The 7458-nt window shown below is 39.1% G+C and carries 8 protein-coding genes; 2 read left to right on the forward strand and 6 right to left on the reverse strand.

Going from position 1 to position 7458, the window contains the following annotated elements; genetic code table 11:
* Positions 1-187: 187 nt before the first annotated feature.
* From AC33VI_RS19030 to AC33VI_RS19055, 6 genes are all read right to left on the reverse strand, one after another.
* Complete coding sequence (locus AC33VI_RS19030; protein ID WP_491783834.1) at positions 188-592, reverse strand: NIL domain-containing protein; 405 nt, start codon at positions 590-592, stop codon at positions 188-190.
* Positions 593-692: 100 nt separating this feature from the next.
* Positions 693-1703, reverse strand: a complete 1011-nt coding sequence (locus AC33VI_RS19035; RefSeq protein WP_491783835.1) for a hypothetical protein — start codon at positions 1701-1703, stop codon at positions 693-695.
* Entirely contained in the window at positions 1696-2673 is a 978-nt protein-coding gene (locus tag AC33VI_RS19040; protein ID WP_491783836.1) for a hypothetical protein, read from the reverse strand. Before AC33VI_RS19040 ends, AC33VI_RS19035 begins: the two co-directional genes overlap by 8 nt.
* Before the next feature lie 88 nt (positions 2674-2761).
* Positions 2762-3796 (reverse strand): serine/threonine protein kinase, encoded by a 1035-nt coding sequence (locus AC33VI_RS19045; protein WP_491783837.1) that lies wholly within the window; start codon positions 3794-3796, stop codon positions 2762-2764.
* Between the two features lie 111 nt (positions 3797-3907).
* On the reverse strand, positions 3908-4699 hold the full coding sequence (locus AC33VI_RS19050) for an LmeA family phospholipid-binding protein (RefSeq protein ID WP_491783838.1): 792 nt from the start codon (positions 4697-4699) through the stop codon (positions 3908-3910).
* 56 nt (positions 4700-4755) lie between these two features.
* On the reverse strand, positions 4756-5658 hold the full coding sequence (locus tag AC33VI_RS19055; protein ID WP_491783839.1) for an alpha/beta fold hydrolase: 903 nt from the start codon (positions 5656-5658) through the stop codon (positions 4756-4758).
* Between the two features lie 435 nt (positions 5659-6093).
* Between AC33VI_RS19055 and clpS the strand changes: the two genes are divergently transcribed.
* Positions 6094-6381, forward strand: a complete 288-nt coding sequence (clpS, locus tag AC33VI_RS19060) for an ATP-dependent Clp protease adapter ClpS (RefSeq protein ID WP_491783840.1) — start codon at positions 6094-6096, stop codon at positions 6379-6381.
* A gap of 46 nt (positions 6382-6427) precedes the next feature.
* Positions 6428-7234 (forward strand): CPBP family intramembrane glutamic endopeptidase, encoded by an 807-nt coding sequence (locus tag AC33VI_RS19065; RefSeq protein WP_491783841.1) that lies wholly within the window; start codon positions 6428-6430, stop codon positions 7232-7234.
* Positions 7235-7458 lie beyond the last annotated feature (224 nt).

Here is a 7458-nt window from a genome sequence, read left to right on the forward strand (position 1 = left end):
ACCAACCAGATTTTACTGCGCTTTTCACATGGGTAGACCACATAATTAAACTTTAAAAACTAAGAACTAAGAACTAAAAACTAAAAACTACGAACTAGTAAATTTTCCCAGAGAGCTATTCAACTGAAAACGGCTGTAATTCTTTACTAAAAACTAAAAATTTAAAATAATCAACACTGAAAGGTTATCAGAGATTATTAGAAATAGCAGCAACGGGACAAGTAGGGATACATTGTTCGCAAACAATACAGCGCGATCGCTCAAACTCTAATTTAAAAGTTTTGGGATTTAACACCAACGCTTGAGTGGGACATACTCCCGTACACAAACCGCAGTCTACGCAAAGGTTTTCGTCGATGGCAATTTCTCCGCTAGCAGAGTAAACGCTAATATCCCTCATACGCATCCATTCAATAGCAGAATCAATCTGATCGATATCTCCTTGTAACTCCACTACCAGTTTGCCAATTTGATTGGGTGCAACTTGAGCGCGAATAATATTAGCTGCCACATTAAAATCTTTCGCCAAACGATAGGTAAGGGGAATTTGAATTGCTGTTTTAGGAAATATTATGGTTACTCTTTTTTTCATTTAGTGGTTAGTTCTTAGTGGTTAGTTCTTAGTCATTAGTCACTAATTGTTAGTGGTTAGTTGTACTTAGGTGAAGCCGTTATGGGTTATGGATTATAGATTAAAACCAATCTTCTTTCTTTGATGGTAAAGCATCTTTCTTGGTTTTGAAGCCAAAATTTTCTCGTTCTTCTGAAGCTGAATTGCCGTTTTCCGAATTAGTGTTTTTAGAATTAGAACCATCAGTAAGACGATCTACAATTTCCTGACTAGCAGAAGTTACTTTTACAGCTTGTTGTAAAGTCAACTCGATATCTTCTTTCGCCCTAGTAGAAATTTTTTCCTTCCAAGAAAAAGAAGTTTTTGGTGGGACAAATTCAACTCGATCGCTTTTATTTTCGTTGAGGCGATCGATAATGGTAAATTCTCGAATTTTAGAAACTGTTTGATTTAAAAAAGGACTATTTGCTAAGGGTTTACCATAAATATCCAAACAGACAGAAGTAGATTCAGAACAACTAGCAGCAGCGCGCCATAATTGATGGTTGCGATCTGTCCCTCGCTGCCAAATAAAAATTTTGTCTGGGTTTGTAGCTTGGTTATTTAATTCTAAGATTTGATTATCTGGAAGAGAATTTGTGGAGACTATTTCCATAGTATTGTGGAGAGACTTATATTCGCTTAAATTCGGTTGGCGAGCGTCATAATTTCTCGCCTCCCAGACTCGCTCGATTTCTTGATAAAGGGGTTTAAAACCAGCTAAATAGCTTTCCCTATAAGCAGGAAAGTCTTTCAAGCTTTGATTCTCATTTAATTGAGCGACATAACCGACAAAAACATATAAAGGTCTACCGCGATCGTCTTTTGCCATTACTTCAATCCCATCTTGACCCAACTTGCCAATTAAATCTCGCACCATACAAGTTACGCCCACGATACAGTGGGAATTATTTTTAAACAGCGACCAACGGGGACAATCGGCGAGATGTCTGGCTTTTTGAGTAGTAGCAATAATGTAGGGTGATGCCCAAGCAATTTCTCGATCGCCAAAATCTTGAGGAATAGCAATCCAGCGAAAATCTAGGCGGTAACTTCGTCCGTAAACAATTGCCGCCCACTTTGGTTCAGACATCCGCCGTCACCTCACTACCGCTAAAATAGAGGGAAACAGGCTGTAGTTCTTCAGATAGCAGTTTCATATTCTCTTCCACTGCTAAAATCTCTGCCGTACGAGTTTCTAACTCAGCAGTATGTCGCTCTAATTCGGCACTTTTAAAGATTTGGATCAAAGGATTAGATTGTTTAATAGCTGTAATCCCATGACTGATGCGATCGCGTTGAGCTTTGAGTCTGATACCATAGGCTCTTAACTGAGCGTATACAGCAAAAACAACAGGTAAATGAACGTTAACGGGGGCAATAGTCGCAGTTTCCAGATTTTCACCCAATTCCTTCCCCAAACTAACGGGACAAATCATCACCAACCAACCCATATTAGGAGTAAATAGTGCCTGGAATAATTTTTTAACGTCGGCAATAATTTCTTCTCGATCTCGATGGTGACATAGATCGTATTTCGTAATCACGATGGCAACGGGAAAAGGCTGAAGATCGCTTGGTTTTTTTTGGCAACCAATATATTGTTGAATAAATTGATTCATGCGATCGCTTTTCAACTTGCGCACCGTACTAGGAGTAATCGGATCGACTAGATATTCTCCAGAAATAGACAAAAACAAACATTGAGATTCAGCCAGAAACTCGACCAATTCTTGGGCATCTTGTTCCGTAGAGCGATCGCTCAATGCCAAACCCCGATAGTCCAGCCATTCAAACCCCATCAAAGGGCGAAAACCATAACTAAAATTAAATCCATAGCGTTCCAATGCTGCTGCGTTAGGAGTCGGCCAACGATCTTCTCCCGTAGTGGAAATTAGTTTCTCCCATCTCTCGGTCAATTCCAGATCTAGATCCATATCTTTGGCAGAAAGAGTAAAACCTTGAACTCCAGTCTGCATGATGGCATACATTCCCAGTAAATAACTAGTTTTGCCCGCCCCCGTAGTCCCTAGCATGGTTATTTTAATATCTTCTAGTTTCATTACCTCTGACCTCTGACCTCTGACCTCTGACCTCTGACCTCTAACCCATTCTCAGCTAGCTAACTTACAATCGTGCGCGTGAGTCTATTTAAAACCACCCTTTTTTACTAGTAGAAGACTGACGAGAAGAACTAACCGAACTTCGACCGAATACTCCCCAAGGATCGGCAGCAGAACTATAAAAATTGAGCGAAGAATCCGACAATGGCAATTCACTAGAGGGAACATCGAGTAAATGCAAAAATTCTCCCACTGATTGCAATCTTGACCCAATATCCATCATCATCGCCCTAGATACTGCTTGACTTACTTCTCTGCTAACTTGGGGATTAATTTCCCTGACAGTTTTTAACTCCACTCCTGCTGCCCGTTCGATTGCCGATACGGGAGCTTCTCCCGTCAATAAATGGTATAAAGTTGCACCAAGAGCATAAATATCTGTAAATGCTCCATATTTCAAAGCTCTGCCATACTGTTCTAAAGGAGCATACCCAGGGGTCAACATAGTTGTATATCTAGCAGTACTATCCCTGGTAAAGTCCCTAGCTGCACCAAAGTCAATCAGAACAATTCTGCCATCTTCTGCCAGCATAATATTATCTGGTTTGATATCTCGGTGTAAAAATTGAGCGGAGTGCAATATAGAAAGGGCTTTGCCTACTTCGACTATATAAGCCAGGGCTTGAGCTTCGGGTAATTTTCCCTTACGTCTTTTGAGTATTTCTGCCAAAGTCTTACCCTGCAAATACTCCATGACCAGATAAGCAGTATTATTCTCTTCAAAATAATAATAAACTCGAACAATACCAGAGTGATTGAACTGTCCTAATGTTTGACCTTCTAACAGGAATTTTTGCTTGGCATTGCTATATGTATCGGAATTCCAGCGTCCAGCAGAAACTACTGTCGAACCTTCTCGCCAACATCCTTCGGGAAAAAACTCCTTAACTGCTACGGGACGATTTAATCTAGTGTCTATCCCCTGATAGGTAATGCCAAAGCCACCTTGACCGAGAGGGCGATCGATTCTATATTCCCCACTAGCCAGACAAGCACCAGGACTGAGTACTCCATTTACCCTGGCAGACAATTCCATTACATCTTGCTCCTTAACAATATCCACTCTTTGCCCATAACAGACAAAGATTTTCTAAAATTTTACGTATATTTTAAAGCCTATCTGGTTAGTTTTCTGAGTAGTTGTTCCTAGAGATAACTATGCTTGTAGTACAAATCAACCTGTCTGAGGAACTCTTTCTATTTGGGCATAACCGCTAAATAGAAGCATTTCTCCCTCGGTATTTAGTCTATTGAGACGCAATTTAACCCCATCAAGGTTAAAACGGTCTAAATCGACCATTTCGTTGAGGATTTCTCCCAAAGCTAGAGTCAGTTGACGAGAAACATCACGAACCTTGGGGTCTATATCATTTTCTTCAAATTGAACCCCTTCAAATTTAACTCTACGACGTTTGGCAATATCCAATTGACAACTCATACTGGCGGGTACAATAGTATTACCCCAACTTGCTTTAGCTAAAAGCTTGACTTTATTTTCTGGCAGCAATTGCACTTGAACATCTGTAAAAGACACTGGTTCGCCTCCAGATATTTCCGTAAGTGCATCGGGAGTGAGGTTTTCGAGACGTTTTCTGACTAAATCTGCCTCAAAGGATTTATTGATATCAGCTTGGGACAATTTTACCAAAGCGATCGCCTGAGTGGGTTGTTTGAGAGCTATTTTTCCCTGTACTACCGAACTAAAATCTATGGCTACAGCATCGATTTCAAAAGACATTTCCTCCGTCCTAAACTGTTTCCTAATTACCAAACCGCGACCATTCATTTTGAAGCTATCAATAGTTCCCTGAAGTAATTTACTTGAAGGATTGCACTTGACCGATACTTCTACTGACTCGCTACGAGTAAATAAATGACGGATTGTGTTGCTTGCGACAGTATTAATCAGGTTTTCCCCCCAATCTCCGCCTTTATTATTACCAAAACCAACAAATCCACCAAACATAGAGCTATAGATTGAGTTACTATTTACCTTGTAACAAATTATTAAGAAGTCAGCAATTAAGATTGTAGCCTACCCTGGGATAAAACCCAGTTTGTGATGAGGTTGTTAACTTCTTCTGGGATTTCGTCATGAGGACAATGCCCAGCCTTTAAATAATACTCTGTTAGCTGGGGATAATGTTCGCGAAATTTCTGACCCCGATCTTTAGCGTTGATCCAAGGGTCTTTTTCGCCCCACAAAATTAAGAGAGGACATTGCATTGCTTCTAGCATGACATCTACCTTTTCCCCTTGGGATGTTTTAAATACAGCGTTGAATACTTCCGCCGCACCTCGATCGCAAGAAGGGCGATAAATTTCTTCTACCAAACGGTCTGTGACTGCTGTTTTGTCAAAATAAACTTGGTTGAGAGTTTTGCGAATTATGGATTTACGACGCACATATTGAAATAACAGAAAGCTAGCCCAAGGCTGCAACAAAAGCGATCGCACTAACTTGCCCAAATAATTGGGTTTCTTCTTAGTTACCTCGGCAGTATCGGAAAAAGGTCCAGCACTGTTGAGTAGAATTAAACCAGCAGTAGATTCGGGATGGTTGGCTGCCACGCAAAGACTGGCATAACCACCCAAAGAATTACCCGCTAAAATTGTTGGTCTGCCAATGACTTCGGTAATAAAGTCATGAAGTTGTGCTCGCCAGAGATTGCCACTATATTCTTGGTTGGGTTTTGCCGAACGTCCGAAACCTAAAAGGTCGATCGCCCATACTTGAAACTGTTCTTGTAATTCTTCGATGTTTTTTCGCCAATGATCCGTAGATGCGCCGAAACCGTGTACCAAAAGCAAAGCTGGCTTATCGAGATTTGTTTCTCCCGCACTGACATAGTAAATTGAATTACCTTTCCACTGCCAATAATTGCCAGGTAGGGATGGGGTTGTAGAACGAGAAATAACAGTCATTATTTAACTTGGTTTTGATATATAAAGTAATATTAACTTTTTTTTATTGTATAGTTTATTTCAGACAAGGTTGTAATGATATTTGCTTTTCAGAAATATTCCTAATTCTCTGAATGTCGATGTTTTAGATATTTATGTCAATTTTTTATGTAAATCATAAAATTCATTAATCCACAGGGGTATTTTGGTTTTTGGCGATCGCAGTGTAATGATTTAATACAAAGTGGTTGAAAAAAAAATTGCCAATTGCTGTGAATTTTCGATATAACAAAATAAAGTTTTATCAGGGAATTTGAAATTAGCCCACGTTCCCCAATCAAAATTGATGCAGTAACTCAGGAGATAAACTCCCGAAATTAGGCTGCATCAACTAGCAACCAGAAATAATTTAATAATTTTTAGCAAGAGAAATTTCAAAGGAGAAAAACTGTGTCTTTGGGAACTTCTGTAATTAGTAAAAGTTCGACCTCAACGGTGCGTAAACACGCACCCCGTTATAAAGTATTACTCCATAATGATGACTTTAATTCGATGGAGTATGTGGTTCAAGTCTTAATGCAAACTATTGGTGGTATGACTCAACCCCAAGCCGTTAATATTATGATGGAGACTCATAATAGTGGCGTTGGTTTGGTTATTACCTGTGCCTTAGAACACGCAGAGTTTTATTCGGAAACTCTTGGCAATCATGGTTTGACTAGTACTATTGAGCCTGACGAGTAATTTTATGGTTGATTGTTAATTGTCAATAAACTCATATTTGCCCAAAATTTCTAAGTTGCAAGCACCAATGAGATTGTTGTGTTTCGTTGGTGTTTTGTCTGTTTTATGGTTGCCTCTAGCAATTCCTCTACATTTGTTGTTTGGTAGCAACCCTAACTTAGTGACTATTTTGACGATGAGCTTACTATTTATCGAATTGCTATTTTTATGGCGATTTTGGGCTAAATATGTCTATCAAGAACATAATATTTTTCCTCGTTATGGTTTGGAATTCAGCTATAGAAATAGTCGAGAATTTTTAAAAGGTTTGGCAATCGGCTTGTGGTTTTGTTTGAGTTTATTTATTGTCGAAGCATTATTAGGTTGGGTAGAAATTAATCATCCCGATTTGAGTTTGATTGGAATAATTAGTGAAGGATTGCTAAGTGCTTGTGGGATTGCTTTAGCAGAAGAATTAGTCTTTCGCGGTTGGCTATTAGATGAATTACAGCGAGATTATAGTCAAAAAATATGTCTTGGGGTAGGTACGTTTATTTTTGCCCTAGCTCATTTTATTAAACCAATTGAAGAAATTATGCGTACGGCGGTAACTTTTCCCGCATTAATACTATTAGGAATTATTTTGATTGTTGCTAAAAAAAATCATAGCGATCGCCTGGGAATTTGTATCGGTATTCACGCTGGTTTAGTCTGGGGCTACTATATCGTCAATGTCGGAAAGTTAATTCAATATAGCGATCGCATTCCAGTTTGGGTTACGGGCATCGATAATAATCCCATTGCGGGAGTAATGGGATTATTGTTTTTAACGGTTTTGCTATGTTTAAATTTAAAATCCTATCTTGTGCAATAGTTCGGACAAAATTAAGGGTGAACGAAAAAAGATGTGGGAAGAAGGAAGGAGTAGTTAGCGTGTACAATAGGATAACTAACGACTCATCATCATAGCTTCGTCATTAATGAACAATCTCCAATCAATTCTGTCCAAAATAGGTGAAACACTTCATTCATTATCAGAGTGGAATGACTTGGAGCAGTTTGTGGGTGAATTTCATTTATCCTGGCTGAAATTAGGTA

This window comes from Waterburya sp. (assembly GCF_058530065.1).

Excerpts from the sequence above, each read along its gene's own strand:
- AC33VI_RS19030 (WP_491783834.1), bottom strand. The coding sequence starts at position 592 with ATGAAAAAAAGAGTAACCATAATATTTCCTAAAACAGCAATTCAAATT.
- AC33VI_RS19035 (WP_491783835.1), bottom strand. The coding sequence starts at position 1,703 with ATGTCTGAACCAAAGTGGGCGGCAATTGTTTACGGACGAAGTTACCGC.
- AC33VI_RS19040 (WP_491783836.1), bottom strand. The coding sequence starts at position 2,673 with ATGAAACTAGAAGATATTAAAATAACCATGCTAGGGACTACGGGGGCG.
- AC33VI_RS19050 (WP_491783838.1), bottom strand. The coding sequence starts at position 4,699 with ATGTTTGGTGGATTTGTTGGTTTTGGTAATAATAAAGGCGGAGATTGG.
- AC33VI_RS19055 (WP_491783839.1), bottom strand. The coding sequence starts at position 5,658 with ATGACTGTTATTTCTCGTTCTACAACCCCATCCCTACCTGGCAATTAT.